Genomic DNA, 22,653 nt, shown 5'->3' with positions numbered 1-22,653 from the left:
TCATGGGATTCCTAACGCGCCTTAATGCCCTTAAGAACCAGGCGGGGGCCACCGTGGGAGGTGCTAAAGCCATCGCCATCGGCATGGGCATTACGCTGCGTCACTATGTGGAGCAGCAGCTCAAGCTGAAACCGAGTGGAACGGTGCAGTATCCTGAAGAGCGGCGCGAACAGTACCCACGCACGCGCTGGCGTCACTACCTCACTCGCTACGATGATGGACTGGAGAAGTGTATCGGGTGCAGCCTTTGTGCGGGCGCTTGTCCAGCTCGCTGCATCTATGTTGAGGCGGCCGATAACACCGATGAGGCACGCTACTCTCCGGGAGAGCGCTACGCGGCGCGCTACGAGATCAACATGCTGCGCTGTGTTTTCTGCGGCTACTGCCAGGACGCGTGTCCCACAGGGGCTATTGTCTTGCGCAAAGATTTCGAATTGGCCGATTACGATCGCCTAGATTTCCTGTACACCAAAGAGATGCTTTTGGAGCCGGCTCCTCTTGCACCCACCGTTCCCGCTTCCTCTATTCGACCAGTGGAGCGCGAGTTAGAGGCCGCCAAGGGGTAGAGCTCTTTTGAGGATCGCGTCCAATCTACCTACGGCCTGCTCTAAAAAAGATAGAGCCTAAAGCCACGTTGTAATGATTAGCGCCCTGAGCGGCCGGGGCCTGGGCTTGAGACCACGCCGGCATTGCCGCTACTAAGCCGTTGAGTGGTCGTGCCGGTCTGCTCAACGGTACCACCCTGCTGACTAATGCGCCCTACACCGGTGCCGCCGGCGCCGAGTTGACGACCGGTGCCGTTATCTCCCTCCACAAAGTCGCTTTCGTAGCCCGGTGACGTGTAGTGAATAGGAAAAGCATCGCAACCGGCGAGCGCTGCCAAACCTAAGAGCGCCAAAAACCCGAAAAAGATGCGTTTACGGCCGCTAAAAAGCTTCACTAGAACGCTCCTTCATCTTTTATAGTTCTCCCTTTGTAGATGTGGGGCGCTCGATGGCAAGGCGCTGTGCTTCCGACGGAGTCAATAAGAGGCAACCCGTTAAATGCAGTAGCTCTTGTGGTGAGAACGGCGCTAAAAGCTGCCACAGGGCTCCTTCGCGCTCCGGCCCCATCTGCCCCTCAAAGAGAGACGAAATAACCGTGACATCTATGTACTTATCGGTATGAAGGCGGTAGAACACCTGCGTGTTGAATGCAGCCCATTCGCTTTGGATGTGCCCGCAGATCCGCTTCGCGAGGTCTTCTAGCTGCGCTTGCTGGTATCCATGTCCCGCCTCAGTAGTCATATTCTATTTTAGCCGTTTTTAGGCCTAAAGTTCAAGAGGGAGGCACCTGTAGACGAAAGATGGCTCCGTTGGGATGGGCACGATCGATTAGGATGCCGTAGAGGGTGTTATTGCCACCCCAAAGGAGACGCTTAACGATGGGGGATTCTACATATTGGTGGGTTGAGCCCGAGAGGTGGAGAAACGGAAACAGCTTCTGCAACGGCTTGGGCATGGAAGAGGAGGATGATTTGAAAAGGTGCAGAATCTGGAAGTGCGTTCCGTCGGTGTTGATACGGAAGATGGCTTCGTAAAAGCGAGTTGGAGGTTCATAATGAGCCAGATCGAGGTTTCCGTAGATGGCCCCGTCCGAACCCAAGACAAGACTGCTGTCTGAGCTTGATTTGGGAGGGCTGAAACGGTTCGCGTAGTTTAGAAGCAGTTTAATTGAATAGCGACTTTGAAGGGCGCAGCCTGCCGGTTGGAAGCGGCATAGTGCAGCGTACTTTGAGCTGTCAGTAGCCCAGCAGAAGAAGCTTCCGTCGGGCAAAGCTAAGGCTGAAGGGTGTGGTTGGCTATCCTGAACGTCCTGAGTAAAAGGACAGGTGAATTGTCGGAAGTGTTTCCCGTCGAAACTTAACACAAAGAGCGAATAGCTATTCAAAAATAGGCCAGGTGATAAATGATAAAATCCGTAGAGATTGTTACGATCCGTAAATAGTGAGGCTTGATAAAGCTGACTATCTTTTCTAAAGCGATGTAAAACCTGATAGCCGCTGCCATTAAGGGCGATCTTGTAGACGATAGGAAGTGCTGGCGGCCGTGTGGGGGTCTGTTGAGTGGCTCCGTATAAAAATCTGTCTGGACCTTCGAACAAGGTGTAGGGGCTTCCATCGGTTTTATTGAACCGGTGGAGTATTCTAAAGTCGCTGCCGTCGGGGCGCATGGCAAATAAAATGCCCGTTTGGCTTTTGATATCGTAGCGATCTCCGTAGAGCAGTCCATTGCTTGCCTGCATCAGATCGTCCTGAACGAACACATTTTCCACTGTATCAAAGTTGTGTAGGACACAGAAAGAACCAGAGCGTGGGTCTAACCGAAAGACCACGCCGCAACCAGAGGGGCCACCGTCATAGGTCGTGCCGTAGAGGGCGCCATCTTGCCCTAGAATGAGCGTTTCTGGGTGGGCGCCGTCTGCATTAATGATGCTAGAGTCAGAGGACGAAAACACGTGCAGAAAGGTAAGCGACTGGGGCTCTCGGTGAAGCAGATACCAAGCCACCGCACTCCAGAGAACAAAAACATCTCCCACTAAAAGGGCAGTTCCCTTTTTGGGACGACCGTCCATTTCGCGAGCTATTCCACTCGATGGCTATCTTTTGGTGCCGGTAAACACGGGCGGTTCAAAAGACCTAAGCGTGCAGGGCATCTTGTTGAAAGTGATGAACTGCTGCAGGGTCGGTGGTTGTGGTGTGCTATCCAACACGGTAACGGTGAAACCTGAAGTCGGATCGAGCCTTTCGAGCACGGCCACCCATGCACTAAACGCCACGAACGGAATATGGTAGGATGTCAAATGGATGCCCGCCCCCGTTATCTGGAAACCTGTGTAGACGATATCCCAGAGCACACGGCTTTTGGTTTGTCGCTGAAGAGCGGCCTGTATGGCGCTTAGCTCGCCATTTAAGTGGGTGAACAGGTAATCGGAGTCCTGGTCAACTTCAAAGCGCAGAAACGCACGGCTGGGGTCGGGAAAGCTCACATACCCCCGCACAGGGACACGGATGGGTTCATCCAGGCAGTCCACATCGAAATAGTCGTCTGGCAGTTGGTTTAGCGCCGCCGGAATCCAGACTTTATCCAGCGACACCATGCCCCATACAACGTTGCCGTAGACTTTTCCATAATCACGTGGCACGCCCACAAACTCCAAAGAGCCGGGCAGTTCAAAGGATTTGGGCAGCATTTTTTGATCTCCTTGCCGTGTAGAGAGACATAACGGAAAGCCCTATCCATCTTTCCGTCACACCCTATTATAACTACTTTTTGCACCAAAAGCAACAAAAAATTTTTCAACTTAGCGCCCTCTGCTAAGCGTTCAAGGAAAGGATGGTACATAATGTTGGCAGCAACGAACAGGAGAGAAAAGATGGCTTTGGACAAAGAGTTTTTGGGGAGGTTGATGGAAGCTCCAGCCGTTGGCACCGCTTGCGGGCCGGTGCTGAGTTTGCTTTCCGAGCGTTTTGGAGCAAGCTACGTTCAGACCCTAGTTCCGGATGGATTTTGTCTATTCCAGAAGCAAGAAGGCACTCCTGAGGAGCTAGAGGTGGTTTTTATCGCGCATATGGATGAGATCGGAGGATGTGTTTACGGGCCGGCGGAAGGCGGTGGGTTTATCACGAGGGTTTGGGGCAACGCCCCGAGGCTTTTCGCTGAAAATACCCTTCAGGCCATAGATTGGTTAGCATCACGGGCAGATGAAGCCCATCCGATCCAGGGAAGGATTGAGAAGTATGGAGATGAGGAGAGCTTATTGGTAGAGGGCGATGGCATAAGGCCGTATCGCACGGTCTTCACTTTTCAGCAGCCTACGCTCTTTGAGCAAGAGTGGGTTTATGGGAAGGCAATAGACCCTCGGGCGACGCTCTATGCGGTTGTGGAGGCGGTGAGACGTTTGGACAGCGCTCGTGTTGGGGCGATGTTGGTGATGGCTGAAGAGTGTGCGATGGAGGTGGCTCGTAAGGGAGCGGTCTTTTTACAACGTCATGCTCCCCATCTGCAGCTCATTGTGAACGCCGATGTGCCCGATATTCGCAATTTGGCCGATGGAGCTCTTGATGTGCCGTCCCTGCGCTATTTTGAGGGGCGCAACTTTATTGACCCCTCGTTTGGCATTCGTGTGGCCGAGCAGTTAGAGCGCGAGGGGACTGCTTTTCGTGTCTCTGGTGCGCGCTCCGGCAGCCAGACCGTTTTATTTACGCCTTTGGCGCGTACCCTTTCTATTGCGCTTCCGATGGAGGGGGTGCACACCCCGCGGGGCCGGGCGCATCTAAAAGGAATCGAACGTTGTGAGGATCTGCTTTGTGCTGTTGGTGAAATAGCCCTTGCCAAACGTTTGCCTGAAGGGTAGGAAAAGCAACGGCTCACGTCGAAATAGTAGGCGCTTCGCTGTGTAAGCTGCAGGGACTTTTTACCATTTTTGGGAGGCATCGGTGCGTATTATCATGCTGACCTGGGAATATCCTCCACGCATCGTTGGGGGCATTGCCCGCCATGTGGAGGAGCTTTCTTGGGAGTTGGCACGGTTGCCAGATGTAGAGGTGCATGTAGTGACCTGTGATTTTCCTGGGGCGCCTGCCGAAGAGGTTTGCCAAAAGGTGCATGTTCATCGGGTGGCAGCGTATGATGCTCCGGGAGGGCACAAAGATTTTATTCACTGGGTTCATCAGTTGAATGCGGCGATGCGCGATAGGGCCTACGCCCTCTGTCGAGAGTGGCTTGCGCCAATGGCGCCGTCAGAGGCTCCAAAAGACCCCAAAAAGCTGCCCATAAAGCAGGGAATAGTGCTTCATCCGCACGATTGGTTGGCCTATTTTTCCGCTGTGGAGCTAAAACATGCTTTTAAAATCCCCATGGTAGCCACGGTTCATGCCACGGAGTTTGGTCGCAATAACGGCATCCACAACGATATGTCGCGCTATATTGACCATATTGAGCGCCAACTTATTACCGAGGCATGGAGGGTGATCGTCTGTTCTGGCTTTATGAAAGGGGAGGTGGAGTACGCACTTCAATGCCCCTCCGATAAGATTGATATCATCTATAACGGAATCCGCTGGGAGAAGTTCGATTTCGATTTTCCTCCGGAGGAGGCGGCGGCCTTTCGGGCGCAGTACGCGGCACCGGATGAGAAGATCATTCTGTTTGTGGGGCGTGGCGTGCGAGAGAAGGGATGCCAGGTGCTTATTGATGCCCTGCCAAGAGTTCGCGCAAGCTATCCGAAGGTTAAGCTTGTTGTGGCCGGTGGTGGCTATCGGCAGCATCTTGTGGAGCAGGCCGAAGCGCTGGGAGTGGCACCCTACGTTTACTTCACCGGTTTTGTGCCTGACGACACGTTACTACGACTCTATAAGGTGGCCGACGTGGCCTGTTTCCCAAGCCTTTACGAGCCATTCGGCATTGTTGCACTTGAAGCGATGGCTGCCAAAGTGCCCGTAGTGGTTTCGGATGCTGGTGGGTTAAAGGAGATTGTGGAGCATGATGTTACCGGCACGGTAACGTGGCTTAACAACCCCGACAGCCTAGCGTGGGGACTTCTGCGCGTACTGAACGACCAGGAACATGCGCGCCAAATGGCGGAGCGAGCTTATGAACGCGTGAAAACCTTTTTCAATTGGCACCGCATTGCCAAACAGACCTACGATGTTTATTCTCGCGTGTGGAAAGAGTACAAAAAAAGCAACTGGTAGATGCGTACTTCAGGAGGAGATGTAGATGTCGCTTAGACGAACGATAGGATGGTTTTGTGGCATGGGGCTGGTGCTGCTGAGCCTCTCTTTCGTCCCGCGTGGGCAGAACGAGGCGGCCGAGTTACAAGCTGACATCGCACCGCCGAACGGGTTTTGGCTCGAGCAGGTAAATCTCCGTAATATGACACAAGGGTGGGGAGAGCCGCATGCAGGGCGCAGTGTAGACAATCACCCCATTACTCTCGGTGGGGTAGTCTATCCGCATGGCATTGGCACTCATGCCGTCAGCGCCCTCCTTGTGCAGTTGAACGGGTGCGCCACACGCTTCGAGGCGATGGTGGGTGTGGACGATGAGACGATGGGGCGCGGTTCCGTTGACTTCCAGATCTATGTAGACAATAAGAAGGTGGCCGACAGCGGTGTGCTACGCGGTAAGGAGCCTCCAAAGCTGCTCTCAGTGCCTTTAGATGGGGCAAAGAACATGCTGCTGCTTGTAACCGATGCGGGCGATGGCATTGATTTTGATCATGCCGACTGGGGTGGTGCTCTGCTACTGCTGAAACCGGGCACCGCTGTTCGGCCGCAAAGCGTTCCAATAGGGCAGGATGAGCCACCGCGAATGACCATTCCCAAGCCAGACCCTCGTCCCGCCATTCATGGAGCGCCCGTTGTAGGCGCAACTCCCGGCTACCCGTTTCTCTTTCTCATTCCGGTAACGGGCGAGGGGCCTTTCCATTTCTCTGCCTCTCCGCTGCCGGCAGGCCTACATCTGGATGCGGATAAGGGGATTATCAGCGGGCGATTGGAACATGCTGGGCAAACGGTAGTTCACATCACGGTGCGAGGGGCGCGCGGCGTGGCGCATCGTGATCTAATCATTGTGGGGGGTAAACACAAGTTGGCCCTCACGCCGCCGATGGGCTGGAACTCTTGGAACGTTTGGGCCGGCGCAGTAGACCAAGAGAAGGTGAAGGAGGCTGCCGACTGGATGGTGCGTAGCGGTTTAGCGGCGCACGGTTATCAGTACATCAACATTGATGACACGTGGGAGGGTCCCCGTAAACCGGATGGCGAGATCACGACCAACCAGAAGTTCCCCGATCTTCCCGCCCTCGCCGCCTATATTCATAGTCTGGGTTTGAAGATAGGCATCTACTCTTCGCCAGGGCCAACCACTTGTGGCGGTTATCCAGGAAGCTATCAACATGAGCTGCAGGATGCGCAGACCTACGCCAAGTGGGGCATTGACTACCTTAAGTACGACTGGTGCTCCTATGGGAACGTGGCCACCGGCGAGGGGTTGGAGCGACTGGAGAAGCCCTATCGGGTAATGCGCGAGGCCCTCGACCAGGTTCCGCGCGACATCGTCTACAGCCTTTGCCAATATGGCATGGGCGAGGTCTGGAAGTGGGGAGCCGAGGTGGGAGGCAACTGCTGGCGCACTACGGGCGACATCAACGATAGCTGGGGCAGCCTTAGTAGCATCATTAACAGCCAGGTAGGACATGAGAAATATGCCGGCCCCGGCCACTGGAACGACCCCGACATGCTTGTGGTGGGCCGTGTAGGCTGGGGGAATCCTCACCCTAGCCATCTCACACCCAACGAACAGATCATGCACATCACGATGTGGTGCATGTTCTCGGCGCCGTTATTGATCGGCTGTGATCTCTCCAAGCTCGATCCTTTTACACTGGCCCTCCTGACGAACGATGAGGCCCTAGCGATTAACCAAGACCCCTTGGGGCGACCGGCCAGTCAGGTTGCCAATACCGGCCTTACTGAGGTTTGGGCACGTCCTCTCGCCGATGGCACTAAGGCAGTTGCCTTACTCAACATGGGCTATTGGGATACGCCCGTTACCGTCACATGGAGTGAGCTGGGCTTAGAGGGGCGGCAGCCCGTTCGTGACCTTTGGCTCCATAAAAACCTCGGCACCTACGACGGCCAGATCACCGTTAAGGTGCCGATACACGGTGCGGTTTTGCTCAAGATCGGTCGTCCCTCGCATTTGGCGCAACTACCGCACTTCTAGCAGAGCGCCGTCCATTGGACGGCGCTCTTTCGCCCCCTTCAAGGCCTAACGCCCTTCCTATTGGGGGCCAATACTGGGGGACCCCAGAAAATCGTACGATTTTCTGGGGCGCCCTTCCCCTCCAAGGCCGACGCCCTCCCCCTCCAAGGCCGACGCCCTCCCCCTTTTAGCTCGCACAACGAGAGCTTTGCAGTCCCTCGCCCGCGACGTATCTCCCCAATGCTAGAGGAGGCCCGAAGTTAGGGCAGGTTTACATTTTGGGTAACCGGCTGGTTCGTGGATTGCAGCGTAACTGGTTGGGTAACACTGCTGCCATCCGGCAGGAACACCACAATAGTGTAGCTGCCGGGCACCACCCAAAAGCTAAAGGTGCCGGTGCTGTCGGTGTGGGTATTGCCCACTACGGTGCTGCCTTGCTGCAAAATGACAGGGTAGTTTGGCTGGCCCTGACCGTTTTTTAACACCTTACCAATGATGGTGTAGGGAAGCCCTGGCACGCTCGAACTGATAGGCGCGCCAAGCGAGATGGGGCCGAGGGGATTGACCCCAGCGATCAGAGGAGCCTGTACGAATATCTGTTTGGTAACGTAGCCGGTGGCGGATACCGAGCCAATGGGTATATTGGGATCGTTGCCTAGCCCGACGGGCAGATTGCTGATGGTAAAAGAGCCATCCGAGCCGGAAAGCGTGCTGGAGCCGCCGATGGTTACGGTAGCGCCGCCCACGGGTTGGTTCTGCCCGTTAACGGTGGTGACGATTTGACCGGTGACAGAGGCATTGTAGCCGGAGGCGGAGAGAAAAATGGTACCTAGATTGACAGGCTGGGTGCTTTGGGAGGGCAATTGAAGATGAAGGGTAAGAGTCTGCTCGCCCTGTGCGGAGACGGTGGCCGTGGTAGCGCTCGCAGGAATGCCAGTAAGGGTAAAGGCGCCGTTGGTGCTAGTGGTGGTGGAGTGCCCCGCGATGCTTACGGTGGCGGGCGGATTAGGTGGCGCATCGGTCTCCACCGTTAGCACGGTACCAATAACGGTAAGATTGCCGCTGCTAGCACCACCGCCACCACCGCCGCAGCCTGCCAGCAAAGCTCCTCCTACATTTAAGAGAAGCGACCACCAGAGGAGATGCCCTCCTAAGAGGGCTTGCCTATATCTGCCCAACATACTGTTTCTTCCCATTTTGCGTTAATAGCTCCAGCTGCAAAAAATTTTAACGAATGATGGTACATGGCACGATAGAACGGGTTTGGCGACCATCGGTAGTCTCTAAGGTAACCTCTACCAAATAGGTGCCTGTGGGCAACGCGCGGCCTCTATCGTCCTTTAGGTCCCAAACCACGCGATTCAGGCCCATAGACACCGCTCGCCCTGCCAGCAGGTGCCGCACGGTTTGCCCATTAGAGGCCCGGATCTGGACACTAGAGGTGCCGGACGTACTGGTCTCGTAGACGATAGCAGCCAGCCCTACGGCGCGTCCTCCTGAGGGAACTAGGTCCACGTGCAACCCGGTGAGAATAGGGATCAAGAGGTTACGTGGGCTAGCATCTATACGGAACTGTCGCGTATACTCGTTGGGGGCGGCGGTAAAGGTATAGCTGGTACGACCGTTCATAACCACGCGACTGCCGGTGGTAAGGTCTGTAAGAGTCAGCTCCAAGCCGCGCGGCAGGTAGGCCGTGTTGCCCCATTGAATCGTGTAGGTATGGCTGCCCATAGGCAGATTCGCGGTGAGCATCCAAGAGGCTGAGCGATTGAGCGGTCGTATATCGCTGAGGAAGTTTGTGCCCACGACACGACCTGTGTTCCACTCCGGATGAGCGAAGAAGAGAGACAAGGAGTTCCCAGTAAGGAAGGGAGGGGGGGAGGCGGCATCGAGAGCAGGCACATAGGTATCGGCCCCTTGGGGCGCCTGTCCCAATGTAGCGATGGCAACGCGTCCGTCGTCGGAGGCGAGCGAAAGCGGCAGGCGCCATCCCTGTTGTGGCCGTGGGGCGACATGCAAGGCACGTGTGCCCACAGGGAGCTTGAGACGTGCTCCGCGCGTGCTCAGATTCGGATTGACATAGGTCAGAGTGATCCCCTCGGTCACCTTAACGAGAATGAAATAGCCTTGCCAAGGCAGCAGTTTGTTTTGCTGAAACGGCGAGTTCGTCGGCAAGGTTCCCGTGATGTCGGTATAGGTGGCGGCGTTTGGATCGTAACCGAACACTCCGGCAGCGATCCACCCATTGGCGATGGCAGCGGCCAAATTAGCCACCTGTCCCTGATATTGAAACTCCACTCCTCCTGTGTTGCCCAAAGTAGGGTCTGCAGTGAGATCGAGAGGTTGTGTGAAGGGATCTCCTATTTGGTTCCATCCATACTCTAACCCCACGCTCACCGAGGCTTGAACATCAGTGGAGACACCCAATATGGGCACGCCATTTTGCTGACCGGTACCGTTAAGCGCTCCTTGGAAGTTCGTCCAAAAGCCATAGCCGGGCTGATAGAGCGGCATGGAGGGATAGCGCAGGTAGTTGTCGCCACCGGCATCTTGTCGCCACATGGCAAGGAGGGTTTGGCTTGGAGGCAAGCCGAAGACCTGGGCGAGATCGGGGTTTAGCGGCTGAAGAGGCAGTGAGATCATCTGGGGACCGGCCAAAAAAACGTGATAGAGCACTTCGGTTTGTGTGGGCGCGTAGAGGATGAAGAGAGAAGAGACGTTTGATAAACCTGTATTCAGGTTGGCCTTGCGTTGAAACACATTGCGCTTATAGGTAATGGGCTGTCCACCGCCTGCCGGAGTAAAGGTAAGGGTGACCTGCGTGAAGTTATCTGGGATGGCCGGGCCACCTACAGCCCCAAAGGCACCTTGGGCTACCGGCGTGTTCACCACCGTTCCGTTGCCCCCAGTAAAGCTTGCCGACAGGGTTCCATTATCGCTGCCGACGACCACCCCAAGAAACTCGTTCGGGCTGCCGTTACCGTTTATGAACTGATGGACGGGGTAGTAGAGACGACTGTTTACACTATTGACAGGAAAATCGGCCTCAATACGTTGTGCCTGCGCGATGCCAGAAAAGAGCGGAGAGGTATAGCCTTCGCCTCCCACGATGTTGATGGGCTGATCGGCGCCTGTGAGCGTTAGAGTGGCCGTGTAGGAATAGTCGTAGAAGATGGGGTTGCAGACGCTGTTCAGATCGATCTCATCCCCGGTAGAAGTGGTGTTGTAGTAAAGCACCACGATGGCAGCCCCGTCGGAGGGGGTGGTGGTGTCGGGCAGGGTCGGGGTAACGAAGAGAAACTCTTTTGGGCCTGGGGTCACGCTGGTGTCGAGCACATACTGCTGTTGGAACCAATTAGAGAAAGGTTGCCCTTCCACAGTACCACCAACAGCCGCAGAGGCAAGCTGCTGCAAACGCACCGTGTCATTCGCGATCGTATGATCGGCTTGCCAGGCATCGTAATAGGCGTTGTTGAAGTTGATGAAAAACTGTGGGTTCTGGATAAAGCATTTCAGCCAGGCGGTTGAGGCCATCTGGAGGCGAGGAACCAACATGCCGCCAAGGCCGGTAAGCGTTTGATTGCTTTTGGTAGGAGGTAGAAAGGTGTTGTTGCCAAGCGCCGGCTGATTCAGCACATCGTAGTAGGGGGTGTAGTAGAAATCAGCAGCGGGATCTACGGGTTGGGTGGTAGGGAACTGGCCTTGGAGGTCTTGCGCCACAACCACGGCGGCGGCGCGTGCCATGCCCATTTCCCAAGCGTCATACCCGATGGCGAGAGGGCCATGAAAGGTCTGTGCCATCGCCTGTAACAAACCGAGATATTTATCTTGGTCGGTGCTGAAGTTGGGCAGGTCAATATCCACAGAGCCATCGGGGTTCATGACCACGGTAACCCCAATGATACCGGATACTTTGGTAGGATTGTCGTCCTTGTTGAGGATGGTGACCTGCCCGTTCCACAAGGGAGGGCCGATGCGACGCACTAGCGCTGGATAAAGGAGGTTGTTGACTGTGTTGTCGAGGGCAGAGGCGGTGGGCACATCAAAGGCGTACTGTCCGGAAGTGTTGGCCACAAAGGTGAGTTGGTTGTTGGTCGGCACGCTCCTGCCTGCCGGTGGTGCCTGAGGAAGTAGTATCTGACCGTTATGACGCACCACCACCATATCTACTACAGGAATCTGGTGATTCAGAGGAAAGGCATGAAGTCGCCGAAGTGTGGCTATCTCCGGTGCAACGGCGGCGGCGCGCGTTTGCATGACCTGGCGTATGCGTTGCGCGATCGCTTGCTGAACTTCGTCTTTGTTGTTAGGATGGGCTACATCCACTACCACAACCGACTGAGGGCCGTTGCCAATCGTGCGGAATGGTTGGTTCAACACATTATGGTAGGTTTGCGCCACTGCAGACTTTCCAAAGATAGAGGCCCACAGCACTAAGCCAAGCGCCCAACGCGCAGATACTGCCATGTACGTTTTCAAATCCCACTTTCCTCCCTTGTAGGTTTGCCGATTTTGAGAGCGTAGAGCTGCAATAAAGATTCTCCTTGCGGCAGAACGCCTCCTGCCTGCAAACGCCGATGAACACGCGATCGCCTTTGTCAGGTAGTGTCCACTGCCTGACAAAGACGATCAAATCAAGAGCTATCTTAACGAATAGTGGCCGCTTATGGAACCACAAAGGAACCGATAGGGCTTACGGAGAACGCATAGCCCACGTTGCTACTTGGGGGGGTATATTGGGCAATGACCGCCCAGTAGTAGGTACCTGGGGGAAGTGGGGAGGTGATCGTATAGCTTGTAGATGACGTGATCTGCTGTAAAATGGGGTTTACTCCGTTGGTGTCAGATTGATAGTCTGGAAACTGATTGTAAACCAAGACCGTGTATTGGCCAGCGGCGCTAACGCTCGTCCAAGTAAGAGTTGGGGTTGCGCTAACCGTTTGGCCGCTTACAGGGCTTAGCACGTTAATGGAGTCTAGCGGGCTAACTTGGATAGGCGTTGTTGGTTGTCCCTCTTGGCCGTTCTGTGGAAAGTTGATGGTATCCACCGGCGCGACGCTGTAGAAGTAGATGGTATCCGGCGTAAGGCTGGGATCTTGGTCGGCAAAACGGTCACCTAAAGGATCGCGCAGGAGAGCTATTGAGCTAAAATGAACGTTGTCGTTAGGGGAGCGTAGGATATCGAAGCCTAAAAGGTTAGGAACCTGCTGATAGTCCCAGAAAAGATCACATTCGACGATGCTACCGGCAGGAGCGCTACGCGTATGGAGAGCATAGCGCAACACCACCTTGCGCGGATCCGGCGCGCGATGATCGGCTAGTCCCTGCTTTTTAAGGATGTAGTTTTTAATGGCCTGATAGGCCCGCTGTAGGCGCGTTGCATTGGCGGCACGTGTGGCCACTTGAGGTACCGTGAAGGCATCGGCATCAAAACCGGTGATGGCAGGCAGAGTGGAGCTGCCGCCGGGGGACAAAGTGAAGTTAAGTTGAGAGTTAGAGCCTGCGGTGAAGGTGAGATTCGTGAAGGTTTGGTTGATGTAGCCTGCGAAGGACGCCGTAGCGGTGTAGGTAGCGGTAGTAGGAGTGCCATTGGCCGTTAGGGTGGGCAGCGCCGGAATAGTGTAGTTTCCGTTTGTATCGGTGTAGGCCGTGAAGGAGCTAAGGCTAGTAAAGTACTGCCCTCCCGTCTGTTGGTCGGTGACAGGGCCAGGTGCCACAAACACGCGCGCTCCTATAAGCGGGTTGCCATTCGTATCGCGCACGGTGCCAGAGAGAGTTGCCTGAGTGGAAGTGGGCGACATCACCACATTGGCGTTGGAGGTAAAGCTATCACCATTGAGGATTTCGATGGTGTTTTGCCCGCTCCATTGCTGGCCGTTAATGACCTTGGAAGCTCGAACCACGTAGATGGCCGAATTTTGACCGGCAGGAACCGTGATATTGGAGATCTGGTAGTCCCCCTCTTGGGTTGTGGTGGTGGATTGTCCTGCGATGGTCACCGTGGCACCGACAATGGGCGCGCCGTTAATGTCGGTAACCGTTCCAGAAACCAGGCCACTGCTCTGAGGATTAGGGCCTGGGTTTGAGGGTAGCGAGGAGCCAGAGCCCCCGCAGCCGCTGAGAAGAGCCATTAACCCAATGCTAACAACGCACAGAATGAGTTCGGCAAACCGTTTTCTACTCTTTGCACAAAGTAGCAGCCAGTCGGACATCTATCGTTTCCTTCCCATGAGGGGACCTCTGCAGCGCCTCACAGCTTCAACGCGTTTCCACGAGTTTCTCACATTAAGGACGTTTACCTACATCGCACGTGACGATCTTAGGGGGAAAAGCCGGAGGGAGGCTAACGGATCAAAACCTATTGTACCTCCTAAACCGTGAATATGTCATCTTCCTGCCTTCATCAGCCTCATGGGATTTCATCTACGATGCTACGGTCCCGCCTTATAGATGGAGGGTGCGTGCGGAGGCCGCTTCCTTTAGGCCTATGACCATCTATACCAGTTTTGCTTGTGAACTGCCCTCGACAAGCGTAACGGTGTGGTTGGTCGGTATCTGTTTGTGGACATCTATCTGCCCACTCGGCCAGTGCACCTCGATGTCGACTACCTTCGCTGTACCCACACCGCAATGAACCCTTTTGTCCGAAGCCGACATGTAGGAACCGTCCGTCTGGCACAGGCGTAGATAGCGCTTCCCTTCCTCCGTCTTTACCCACACCAGAGCCCCCAGCCCATCGCGATTGCTGCGTGTGCCCTGCAAACGGCACTGCACCCAGTTACCTACAGCGGGGGTTTCGTTGTGGAGGAGCAGAGGAGCTCCTTCGGCATCTACCGCAAGCACATCCAGTCGGCCGTCGTTATCGTAATCGCCGATGGCCAGCCCACGTCCTACAATGGGCTTCAGCAGATCGGGGCCGGCCTGTGATGTCACATCAATAAAGCGCGTGCCGTTCTGGTTCCGTAAAAGCAGGCTGGGTTGGCGATAGGTGGTGCTTTTATCAATGTCAGCGATATTATCTTGAACGTGACCGCTGACGATGATAAGGTCAAGCCAGCCGTCGTTGTCGTAGTCGAAGAACTTGGTTCCAAAAGAGACGTAAGGAAGCCCGATATCCGCCATCCCCAGCTGCGCCGAGCTTTCGGTGAAGAGGCCGCCGCCATCGTTATGGTAGATACACTTCGTCTCATGTTGAAAAGTGGCTACCACGAGGTCGAGGCGGCCATCGTTATCGTAGTCTCCCCAATCCGTGCCCATGCCGCCGTGCACGTTGCCATCCGCATTATAGGCTGTACCTGAAACTGCCCCAATATTTTTAAAGTGCCCACCGAGGTTCTGCAGAAGGTCTCCCTCCACCTCATCGTTAGCAACGGAGATGGACTGCCTGCCCGATCCATCGAAATCGGCACAGGCCACGCCGAGGTCTTTACCGTGTAGTGCATCTAGTCCCCATGCCTTCGAGACGTTTTCGAAACGGCCGTTTCCCCGATTCTTATAGAGCACACCCTTTATCGGGTTATAGAAACGCGGGCCGCAGGCAGTCATCTTGCCAGCATTATTACAAAGCTGCGGATCGGTGTGCGGCCCGAACTCTACGTAGTTCCCAATAAATAGATCGAGCAAACCATCGTTGGTTAACGGCACCCAAGCGGCTGAAGTGCCCCAAGGTTGTGGAGCGATGCCACTCTGTGCCGTTACCTCCCGAAAATGGCTCCCCCCCTCGTTGTGTAACAACGCTCCCCCTCGGTAGGCTGTCAGGTAGATGTCCACATACCCATCGTTGTCGTAGTCCCCAACCGCACAGCCCAGAAAATGGCCATGCAGCTTATCGAGACCGGTTTGACGGGTGACGTTTTGGAAATGCCCTTTCCCATCGCCACGGTAGAGAGCGAGAGAGCTTCCGACGAGGAGGATATCGAGGTTGCCGTCGTTATCGAAGTCGAGGAAGGCACATCCATTGCCGATGGTTTGAAGGATGTTGAGGGGGCGAGGACCGGGGATGACCCAGCGGTAATCCAGACCGGCCTCCGCTGCCACATCAACAAAACGAGGAGAAGCCGGCAGCGCAGGCGAATCGGGCTGGGATCTATCTATGACACGAGATTTAATGGAAGGCAGAGAGGGACGACACCCTCCGGTTAGCCAAGAGAACGTACTTATAAGACCGAGACCAATAAAGTCGCGACGTTTCAAACAGGTAGCTCCTTCGTTGAGGATACGATGTCTATTGTATTCTTTTTTGAGTGATTATTCAATTCCATGAGAAGGCCTTGTGTTCTCAAAGGTTTCAGGTGATGTCGTTCAGTGTTGTGCTGACCGCTTAGGGCGCAGGCCTTTCGTTGACAAATCTTCTGTTTGATGATTATAATACCCATACGAGCGGATTGTGTTCTCCCCTCACCCGGGATTGGGGAAACCTGGTTGCTCTGGGGAGAGTCTTAAAGATATCGCAGCGACCAAGGCGTTGAAAAGCCGTGGCCTAAGCGTGGCAATTGGAAAGGACACGGTGAGGGTTCATGTCCTCAACGGTATCAGATGCACAAAAGATAGGGATCGCCCTCGTAGAGCCGGATGTCTCTATTGAGCCAGGCGGCATTGCGCGCCTCGATGTCGTGATTACCAACCGCCAAGAGATACCCGATCGCCTTCTATTGGAGGTCGAAGGGCTCGACATAGAGTGGTACAACATTCCGGTACCGGCTTTCAATTTGGCCTCTGGCGAGCAGGCACAAGCCCGTATCAACTTTAAGGTGGCTCGATCTAGCGAAAATCGTGCTGGCTCCTATCCTTTTATTGTCCGTGTAAAGGCCATGGAGACAGGTGAGAGCGCTGAGGCACAGGCGATGCTGTTTGTGAAGCCTTTCGACCGACTCGAAATAGAGCTTGAGCCACGTCGCGCTGTTTCCACCTTTTTCCATCCTCTGCACGATTTTGAGGTGACCGTTTCCAACTTGGGGAATGTGGAACGCACCATTGAACTGCATGCTAGTGACCCTGATGATGAGTGCGCCTACGAGTTCGATGTAGATCGTGTTACCCTCAAACCCGGTCAGTCGGAGACCATTCTACTTGCAGCACGCCCTAAATCGCTCTCTTTCATCGGAAACCCGCGACTTTATGGCTTTTCTGTTTCTGCACGTGTAGCTGACGATCCCTACATCTCTACGAAAACACAGGGGCAGATCGAGCGACATGCCCTGATTTCGCCTCTTCCGGCTCTTGTGCTCGCCCTCATCGTGGTGGCCGCAACCGGAATCGTTCTCTTCCGTCCCTCTCCACCCCCTCCCACCAAGATTCTCGCATTTACGGCAAACCCCGACACCGCCCAGTCCGGCCAGACGATCACGCTTTCTTGGAATGTACAAGGGGATCATCTACGCTTTACGCTGCAACATCGCGTGGGGATTAACGGTACCCCTATCTTCGATATGCCGCCTCACATTCTCAGCGGCAATATGCCCGTGATCGCCGACCTCGTGAAAACCCCTACTACCGTTTACTACACGCTCCATGCCGATGGGCGCGGAGGAACCGATGAGCGCACCGTACAGATTAAGGTGCTTCCGCCACCGGCACCGCCTAAACCCGCTATTCAGAGCTTTACGGCCGATACCACGGTGGTGCATCCTGGCGATTCGGTAACGCTTTCGTGGAGGGCACGCAACGCAGCACACATCTATCTTGATCCGGGCAGCATCGAGATATCGCCCTTTGCCGATAGCAAAACCGTGCAAGTGCCTGCCGTTCCCGGCGATATAACCTATACCTTGCGCGTTTACGGCCAAGATGCCAATATCCCGCCTGCTGAGAAGACCCTGACCGTACATGTGCTTTCACCTGATCAAAGTGTGGCTGCCATCCAAAGCTTCACCTATAGTCCCAAGACGGTCTACTTCGGTTCTAAGGTCAAGCTGCACTGGAGCGTCGTTCGGGCGGTCTCTATTACCCTATCCACACTCGACGGCCAAACGGTTGCCACCGATCTAGCGCCTACCGGCTCTTTAGAGGTAACCATCAATCAACCAACGACGTTTGTGTTGACCGCAACCGACAATACCGGTAAGGCGGTGACGAAGCAGCTCGTTATTACCCCTGAGCCACCTCCTATGCCTACCTCCGGCCAGCAGGGCATTGATAACAATACCGGAGGTGCCCAACCGCCTGCCGCCCCTACCCCCTTGCTGAATGGGGGCAACGGCCGGCCGGGACCACCTCCGCCCTAGCTTTATATCACCCGCGGATGCCGATAGACGCTAGGAGGTGCCAGCAAAGCGCGTTGCGTAGGGGTTAAAAGGGGCTCTAACTCCGCGATTCCTGGGTGGGAATCTGGTAAGAAGTAGTAGGTATTTGCCCAGGTAAGGTGCTTGGGACTGTATTTGAGAAAAAGGTTCCGACGTTGGTGTGAAGCCTTCCACGGGAGTGTGCCGTGCGTTAACGCCTCGGTAAACAGAATACAATCTCCCGCTTTCATGGGAACCTGCTGTACAAGCGGCGATTCTTTTTCCATGTTCTGCAGCGGGCGCGGGCATGGAAAGTTCGCTTTGTGGCTGCCGGGAATACAGCAAAAACCGCCGGCCCCCGGAGGAATGTCGGCAAGGGCATAGGAGGCCACAGTCAATCCGTTGTAGATCTGCCCTCGATAGCAGTGATAGTACTGCGCCGGATCGTAGGGCGTTCCCCCACCGTGCAGGTGCAAAGGAGGAGCTCCTGCCTTTGAGAAAATGGGATAATCGTGGTCTAAACGTAACTCCGGACCCAACAGCTCCACGAGATAGGGCAACACTCGTGGATTGTCGAGCAGGGCAAGAAACGGAGGTCCCCACTGTAGAATGGAGGCGAACTGCTTTTGCCATTGAGGGTCTTTTGCTTCTTGGGCATCGATCCAGGCGTTCATCTCGCGCAGCGTTTCTGAAGGGATGGCGTTCTCGACAACGATATAGCCCCACACGTCGAACTGGTACCTCTCTTCTTCTGTCATCGTCGAAACCTCTCTAAAACTGTGAATCCTTGCCAAAAACTATTTTCAACTCTGTTTCTATCGATTCCTGCCCATTCTCGGCAGCTAGAAACGCCCAGAGAGCTCCACATAGACCACCGAACGGATAGAAGCGCTTGGCTGGCTTGGAGTAGGTAAGGAGGTAGGTTCTGCAAAGTGGGGGTGCGATCGGTTAGTTGGCCGTTTCTGTATAGATGACGCGAGCGATGGTGTCGCCCACAGCTTTGAGCGACTTTATGGAGCAGTGGGCCACATCATCCTCCAAGGTGTGCCAGGGCTTATATTCTCCGACGATGGGGTGGTTGGGGTCGGGCAGGGGCTGTATAAGATCAATAGTAGCAATATGCCCTTGTGTATTCATCGCGAGGTGGTCGTCGTCTATGTCCACCGTTTGCCCCGTGTCTCTCACAAAGATGTCGCTGTAACCAAGTACCTGTGCCGTTCCGAAGACGCGGTCGTTGATATCGGGAGCATAGAGCATAGAGTTTTGTTCTGGGTAAATGCGCATGTCTTTACCGCCCACCATATCGAGCAGAATGCCATAGGCTGGATGTCCAAAGCGAGGGTCTTCGGTGTAATGATTGGCGAAGTAGCGTGAGCCAAGCTCCACGCCGTCCCCTTTAAAGTTGTTGGCCTCAAAATCACCGTAGTCTTCTCCATCGTCTAGCAGCAACAAGACGCCTACAGGCGGGCGCTGTTTATGGAACAGCTTCGCCAGCTCCAGCAAGACAGCCACCCCTGAAGCGCCATCGTTGGCACCGGGGATGGGTGCTAAGCGATTCCACCCGTGCGGCCCGTATTTGAAGGGGCCCTTGGCCAGCTCCGCGGAGTAAGGCCCATCGGCTACGGGTCGAGTATCCCAGTGGGCCATTAACAAAACAGGATGTGGAGAGGGACGGTTCTGGCCTTTGGCGTAGAAGATGCCGATCACGTTGGTTACCGGCATATCGCGGTAGAAAAAGCGTTGCTCTACAGTGACATCGGCGTACTTTTGCATCTCGTCGCGAAGAAACTGAAGGGTTTTATCATGGGCTTCCGTGCCGAGATACCGTGGACCGAAATCCACCTGTTTTTTCAGTAAGGTAAAGGCCTCTTCTGCGTCAAAGGAGGGGTAGCTTATGGCGGTTGCGGTATCGTTAGAAGGAGAAGTCTGCAGCGATGTAGGGCTTGGAGTCGCTGGAGAGGCTATGGCCTTCGTAGAAGAATCCCCTTGATGGCAGCCTGACAAGAGCGAAAACAAAAAAAGCGCTACCAGGCTGTGCGTTAGATAGTTAGGTTCCTTTTTCCACAAGGCGGTACTCTCCTTTAGAGATAACGGGATGGTTCTTAAGATAGTCTTTAACGGCCTGCTCCAGCGTGATATCGAGAGTCTGCACGATGTCGCCCTTATCCCAATACTTAAAGTAAGCCAGTGCGCCATTGGCTAAAGTGAGCGGCATCGCCACCTGGTAGGTTTGAGTATCCACCAGCGGTAGTCCACCGATACGAACAGAGACAATACGGCCTTGGTCCTCTGCATTCGGCGCGATCGTCACTGTAAGGCCTGAGTACTGGAGAAAGCTGCTGTTCTCCTGCGGGTAGAGGAGGAAGGCATGCGCAAGAGCGCGCCGAATCTGTGCGCCTGTCAGCTTGACCACAGCGATGGTTTCGCTGCGGAAATCGAGCATCTGCACCACGTCGTTTGGGTTAAAACTGCCGAGGGAGATGGCAGAGGCGTCCGAGCGAAAGGACGCCGCTGGGATGAAGGCGGCATCGGCATGGGCGGCTTCACGCAAAGCATCCGCCACGAGACCTCCTAAGGCGGTCTCTTGGGAACCTATCTTATTTACGGAAAGCGCTACATCGGTGCGATAGGCGGTTGTGGCGGGCGTCGTGCTCTCTTTAGAAGGCTTTGCGGTAGGCGGGGCTGCGCCATAGGCCGGCAAGAGACCAACAAGTCCCATACCAAAGCCCAGCAAGCACAGCCCTGTTTTCGTGCCACCCAACGGCTTCATTTTTAACTCCTCTGCTCCACAGGACGCCTTAGCCATTGCAGGTAGGCCTGCAAGAAGTCATCGATCTCACCGTTCAGCACCCTATTGACATCGCTGGTCTCGTAGCCCGTGCGATGGTCTTTCACTAGAGTATACGGGTGCAGAACGTACGATCTATCCTGATTTCCCCACTCATTGGCCTTGGTGACCCCCCGCAGGTTCGCGATGCGTTGCTGTTGTTGCTGTTGTTGCAGGTCGTACAGGCGTGCTCGCAGCACTTGCATAGCCACAGCACGGTTTTGATGCTGCGAACGCTCGTTTTGACAAGTCACCACAATGCCAGTGGGAATATGGGTAATACGAACCGCCGATTCGGTTTTGTTGACATGTTGCCCGCCCGCCCCGCTCGAGCGGTAGTAGTCTATGCGGAGGTCCTCCGGAGCTATCTCTACCTCAACCTCCTCACCGAGATCGGGCAAAACGATGACACGCGCAAAAGAGGTCTGACGCCGCTTATTGGCGTCAAAAGGCGAGATACGCACGAGCCGATGTACTCCTCGTTCGGACTTAAGATAGCCGTAGGCGTTACGGCCGTGCACCAGGAAAGTGGTGCTTTTCAGACCAGCCACATCGGCCTCGCTCTCCTCCACGATCTCGGTCGTATAGCCGTGCGTCTCTGCCCACTTCAAGTACATCCTTTGCAGCATGGTAACCCAATCGCAGGCATCGGTGCCGCCAGCACCGGCCTCGATCTCGATGATGGCGTCGGCGACGTCATGTTCGCCAGAAAGCAGGGTCTCTAGCTCGAGACGTTCGATGTCGGCGACGGCCTTCTTGGTTTCTGTTTCAAACTCCCTTAAAGCGGCCGCATCCGGCTCTGGCTGCTCTGCAAGCAGCTCCCCGTAGGCTTCGAGGTCTTCTATACGCCGTTGGAGCCGCTGATAGGGCTCAATAGCCTCTTTCGCCTGATTCAGTTTTTGAAGCAGGGTTCGCGCGCGTTCAGGGTCTTCCCAAAGATTGGGCGCACTCGCCTCTTCCTCTAGCCGCTGGATTTCGGCCTCTTTGCGGGCGTAGTCAAAGATGCCCTCCCAGTTCGTTAAGTCGGGCCCTTAGATCATGAACTTCGCGCTGAAGCTCTTCTAGCATCCTTTTCCTTTCCCCAATAGTTTGGATATATCGATCGGGGCGAAAGTTTCACCCACTAAATCGCCTTTGAAGTATACCCTTGACTCTTTTTAAACGTGTTTCCCTTTACTCTCTACGCAAGCGCGAGGTAATAGATCTCGACAAGCGCGTGGGACGTGAGAACGATTCCCTGCCATTTTTGGGGTTCGCCCTCTTAGACCGATCAGGCGCAACCGCAGCGATCTCACTACAAACCTCTCATGTTGTGTTCGTTGCAGGATCAAAACGAAAGCGAACAAAAGCCCAATATCGTTGAGATCGCCGAGAAGAACGATCAGTTCAGCACGCTTGTCAAAGCCATTCAAGCCGCCGGCCTCACCGACACGTTAGAGAGTTCCGGCCCCTTCACAGTATTTGCGCCCACCAACGAGGCCTTCGAACACCTGATCAAGAAGATAGGTCAGAAGAAGTTCGACGCGATCCTACACAACAAGGAGGCGCTAACAGCCATCCTCACCTACCATGTTGTGCCCGGTAAAGTGATGGCCAACGATGTTGTGAAGCTGAAGAACGGCTCCAAGGTGAAGACGGTTGAGGGCTCCGATATCGTGATCCATCACGGGAAAAAAGGTGTGTTTGTGGATAACGCTAAGGTGATAAAGACAGATATCGAGGCCAGTAACGGGGTGATCCACGTGATCAATGCGGTGCTTCTTCCGCCCGACCTGAAGAGCAAAATGGCCAGCGCCAAGTAGCCTCTTTACCTGCTCCACTAACCTGCCTCTGTTTGCCTAGCCTACTACCAGTAGGC

18 protein-coding genes are annotated in these 22,653 nt (G+C 54.9%); 6 read left to right on the top strand and 12 right to left on the bottom strand.

The window, feature by feature from the left end; all coding sequences use genetic code 11:
- Window positions 1-2 precede the first annotated feature (2 nt).
- On the top strand, window positions 3-566 hold the full coding sequence (gene nuoI / locus CCALI_RS07760; RefSeq protein WP_016482927.1) for an NADH-quinone oxidoreductase subunit NuoI: 564 nt from the start codon (window positions 3-5) through the stop codon (window positions 564-566).
- Between the two features lie 77 nt (window positions 567-643).
- Here nuoI and CCALI_RS07755 read toward each other — a convergent pair whose 3' ends face one another.
- The 4 genes from CCALI_RS07755 to CCALI_RS07740 are packed head-to-tail and all read right to left on the bottom strand — an operon-like array spanning window position 644 to window position 3,231.
- Window positions 644-940, bottom strand: a complete 297-nt coding sequence (locus CCALI_RS07755; RefSeq protein ID WP_016482926.1) for a hypothetical protein — start codon at window positions 938-940, stop codon at window positions 644-646.
- Window positions 941-959: 19 nt separating this feature from the next.
- Window positions 960-1,286 carry a hypothetical protein gene (locus CCALI_RS07750; protein WP_016482925.1) on the bottom strand — a complete coding sequence of 109 codons (327 nt, stop codon included), beginning with the start codon at window positions 1,284-1,286 and terminating at the stop codon, window positions 960-962.
- Window positions 1,287-1,317: 31 nt separating this feature from the next.
- A complete protein-coding gene (locus tag CCALI_RS07745; protein ID WP_016482924.1) occupies window positions 1,318-2,613 on the bottom strand; it encodes a choice-of-anchor tandem repeat GloVer-containing protein in 1,296 nt (431 codons plus the stop codon).
- A gap of 24 nt (window positions 2,614-2,637) precedes the next feature.
- On the bottom strand, window positions 2,638-3,231 hold the full coding sequence (locus tag CCALI_RS07740; RefSeq protein WP_016482923.1) for a hypothetical protein: 594 nt from the start codon (window positions 3,229-3,231) through the stop codon (window positions 2,638-2,640).
- A 183-nt stretch (window positions 3,232-3,414) separates the two neighbouring features.
- On the opposite strand from CCALI_RS07740, the gene CCALI_RS07735 reads away from it, so the two are divergent.
- The 3 genes from CCALI_RS07735 (at window position 3,415) to CCALI_RS07725 (ending at window position 7,769) form a co-directional block, all read left to right on the top strand.
- The gene (locus CCALI_RS07735) at window positions 3,415-4,395 is read left to right on the top strand and encodes a cellulase M (endo glucanase) Aminopeptidase M42 (protein WP_016482922.1); all 981 of its coding nucleotides are present in this window, start codon (window positions 3,415-3,417) and stop codon (window positions 4,393-4,395) included.
- A gap of 82 nt (window positions 4,396-4,477) precedes the next feature.
- Window positions 4,478-5,734: a glycosyltransferase family 4 protein gene (locus tag CCALI_RS07730; protein ID WP_016482921.1), complete on the top strand. Its 1,257-nt coding sequence runs from the start codon at window positions 4,478-4,480 to the stop codon at window positions 5,732-5,734.
- 25 nt (window positions 5,735-5,759) lie between these two features.
- Window positions 5,760-7,769: an NPCBM/NEW2 domain-containing protein gene (locus CCALI_RS07725; protein WP_016482920.1), complete on the top strand. Its 2,010-nt coding sequence runs from the start codon at window positions 5,760-5,762 to the stop codon at window positions 7,767-7,769.
- 239 nt (window positions 7,770-8,008) lie between these two features.
- On the opposite strand, the gene CCALI_RS07720 is transcribed toward CCALI_RS07725, so the two are convergent.
- The 4 genes from CCALI_RS07720 to CCALI_RS07705 all read right to left on the bottom strand — a co-directional run bounded on the left by CCALI_RS07720 (window position 8,009) and on the right by CCALI_RS07705 (window position 15,941).
- Window positions 8,009-8,929 (bottom strand): peptidase associated/transthyretin-like domain-containing protein, encoded by a 921-nt coding sequence (locus tag CCALI_RS07720; RefSeq protein WP_044949016.1) that lies wholly within the window; start codon window positions 8,927-8,929, stop codon window positions 8,009-8,011.
- Between the two features lie 46 nt (window positions 8,930-8,975).
- Complete coding sequence (locus CCALI_RS07715) at window positions 8,976-12,227, bottom strand: FlgD immunoglobulin-like domain containing protein (protein WP_016482918.1); 3,252 nt, start codon at window positions 12,225-12,227, stop codon at window positions 8,976-8,978.
- A gap of 185 nt (window positions 12,228-12,412) precedes the next feature.
- Window positions 12,413-13,960, bottom strand: coding sequence for a carboxypeptidase-like regulatory domain-containing protein (locus CCALI_RS07710; protein WP_016482917.1), 1,548 nt, complete (start codon window positions 13,958-13,960; stop codon window positions 12,413-12,415).
- A 283-nt stretch (window positions 13,961-14,243) separates the two neighbouring features.
- Window positions 14,244-15,941, bottom strand: coding sequence for a CRTAC1 family protein (locus CCALI_RS07705; RefSeq protein ID WP_016482916.1), 1,698 nt, complete (start codon window positions 15,939-15,941; stop codon window positions 14,244-14,246).
- A gap of 323 nt (window positions 15,942-16,264) precedes the next feature.
- Between CCALI_RS07705 and CCALI_RS07695 the strand changes: the two genes are divergently transcribed.
- Window positions 16,265-17,971 carry a COG1470 family protein gene (locus tag CCALI_RS07695; protein ID WP_016482915.1) on the top strand — a complete coding sequence of 569 codons (1,707 nt, stop codon included), beginning with the start codon at window positions 16,265-16,267 and terminating at the stop codon, window positions 17,969-17,971.
- Between the two features lie 2 nt (window positions 17,972-17,973).
- Here the strand turns inward: CCALI_RS07695 and CCALI_RS07690 are convergent, their stop codons facing one another.
- The 4 genes from CCALI_RS07690 to prfB form a co-directional block, all read right to left on the bottom strand.
- Entirely contained in the window at window positions 17,974-18,726 is a 753-nt protein-coding gene (locus tag CCALI_RS07690; protein ID WP_016482914.1) for a phytanoyl-CoA dioxygenase family protein, read from the bottom strand.
- A 190-nt stretch (window positions 18,727-18,916) separates the two neighbouring features.
- Entirely contained in the window at window positions 18,917-20,035 is a 1,119-nt protein-coding gene (locus CCALI_RS07685) for a M28 family peptidase (protein WP_016482913.1), read from the bottom strand.
- A complete protein-coding gene (locus tag CCALI_RS07680) occupies window positions 20,016-20,738 on the bottom strand; it encodes a 5'-nucleotidase C-terminal domain-containing protein (protein WP_016482912.1) in 723 nt (240 codons plus the stop codon). The genes CCALI_RS07685 and CCALI_RS07680 overlap by 20 nt, the downstream gene beginning before the upstream one ends.
- Before the next feature lie 2 nt (window positions 20,739-20,740).
- Window positions 20,741-21,863, bottom strand: a protein-coding gene (gene prfB / locus CCALI_RS07675; RefSeq protein ID WP_155850509.1) for a peptide chain release factor 2 whose coding sequence is annotated in 2 segments (ribosomal slippage) — window positions 20,741-21,793 and window positions 21,795-21,863 — 1,122 coding nt in all. Because the reading frame shifts where the segments join, the coding sequence is not laid out codon by codon here.
- A 239-nt stretch (window positions 21,864-22,102) separates the two neighbouring features.
- Between prfB and CCALI_RS07670 the strand changes: the two genes are divergently transcribed.
- Window positions 22,103-22,597 (top strand): fasciclin domain-containing protein, encoded by a 495-nt coding sequence (locus CCALI_RS07670; RefSeq protein WP_016482911.1) that lies wholly within the window; start codon window positions 22,103-22,105, stop codon window positions 22,595-22,597.
- Window positions 22,598-22,653 lie beyond the last annotated feature (56 nt).

Origin of the sequence: Chthonomonas calidirosea T49 (genome assembly GCF_000427095.1) — a bacterium.
Classification (GTDB): Bacteria; Armatimonadota; Chthonomonadetes; order Chthonomonadales; family Chthonomonadaceae; genus Chthonomonas; species Chthonomonas calidirosea.
This window is presented reverse-complemented; position numbering and strand designations above follow the sequence as displayed.